Source organism: Collinsella sp. HCP3S3_D1, from assembly GCF_052064015.1.
Classification (GTDB): Bacteria; Actinomycetota; Coriobacteriia; order Coriobacteriales; family Coriobacteriaceae; genus Collinsella.
Genome location: NZ_JBQHWK010000039.1, coordinates 1 through 1,477, shown reverse-complemented (window position 1 = coordinate 1,477; position 1,477 = coordinate 1). Strand labels below are relative to the sequence as shown.

General features: G+C 38.3%; 2 protein-coding genes. Both read left to right on the top strand.

Annotated elements, in window-relative coordinates; genetic code table 11:
* Positions 1 to 125 precede the first annotated feature (125 nt).
* Positions 126 to 311, top strand: a complete 186-nt coding sequence (locus ACTNDJ_RS08915; RefSeq protein ID WP_003431289.1) for a cysteine-rich KTR domain-containing protein — start codon at positions 126 to 128, stop codon at positions 309 to 311.
* A 16-nt stretch (positions 312 to 327) separates the two neighbouring features.
* Positions 328 to 1,311, top strand: coding sequence for a 23S rRNA (adenine(2503)-C(2))-methyltransferase RlmN (rlmN, locus tag ACTNDJ_RS08910; protein WP_441064276.1), 984 nt, complete (start codon positions 328 to 330; stop codon positions 1,309 to 1,311).
* Positions 1,312 to 1,477: the final 166 nt, after the last annotated feature.

The window sequence follows — 1,477 nt, the reverse complement described above, 5'->3', positions numbered from 1 at the left end:
CTCCCGGGGCCGTTTCAGTTCCAGATCGTTGTTTTCGCCCGCTGAGCTGGGCCTATGCCGGAATCTCTCCCACAGAAACCACCGAAGAGCCCATTTTTTTGTGTAAAAAGGACGAGTGAAATATAATGCTTAAAAAATATTGGATAAAATGTCCGATTTGTAACGGAAAGACGAGAGTTCAAGTATTTCATAATACTGTATTAAAAGATTTTCCTCTTTTCTGCCCTAAATGCAAATTGACGCATATCATTGATGTAGAAAAATTAGAGATTGTAATCAAAAATACAGAAAAACAAACTTTTATTATTTAGAAGAAAGGATATAAAAATGAAACGTTTACCTAAATATACGCCTGCGGAAGTACGGAATGATCCATACGGATTTACTTACAAAGAAATGTCGGAAGTTATTGGCGAGAATGAAGCAAAAGCCTTATATGAAGAATTATATAAGCAATTACCACGCAAAAAAAATCTATCAATGTTGGTAAAAAATATTTGCAAAAGTAGCGATACTGAAAAGTATGTTTACGAACTGAAAGACAACAAATACATTGAAACGGTTTTTATCAAGCGGCGAGATGGTGGAACTGTTTGCGTGAGCACACAAGTCGGTTGTCCTGTTGGTTGTATTTTTTGTGAGTCCGGACGCAATGGTTTTGTTCGTAATCTAACACCGTCAGAAATCGTACAACAGATTATATTGTTGCGTCGAAAAGTAAACCGTATCGTTTTTATGGGTATGGGAGAGCCTTTATTCAATTATGACAACTTGATAAAAGCAATCCATATTCTTCGAGATAGAAATGGACTTAACTTTCCCACCGATGGCATTACCATATCAACAGTTGGTCCGGTCGATCAATTAAAAAAATTGCGCGAGGAACATCTTAAAATTCAGTTGACAATATCTTTACACGCAGCAACACAATCTGCAAGAAATCGTATTATTCCTCACATGCGCATATATGCTATTGAAGATGTTGTTAAGCAAGCCTTATCCTATTCTGAAAGGCATAATCGCAAAATTGTCTTTGCGTATTTGCTTTTACCGGGTATAAATGACCGGCCCTCAGATGTAAGACAACTTGCAAAATGGTTTCGGGGCAAAAAAGTTATGATTAACGTGTTACAATACAACCCAACAAGCAATTCAAGAATTAAAGCACCACAGAAACGGGAAATAGTTGCATTCAAACATCAATTAGAGCAAGCAGGACTTGAAGTTACTATTAGAGTTTCTCATGGCAGAGAGATTAACGCGGCTTGTGGACAGTTAGCTAACACATATAATAAATTCAAAAAAAAATGATTAAAAGTGCCAGACGCATAGACGCAGAGCCGATAACGCATTAGGTCAAAAAACCTATGTGTTATCGGCTTTTTTAGAGGCTTCGGTAGTTTGTGTGACAAGGGGCTAGCCTAGGCAGCAACGCTCTTCGCTCCCTTCACGCCCTTCTTCCTCGCCTTCACCGGGC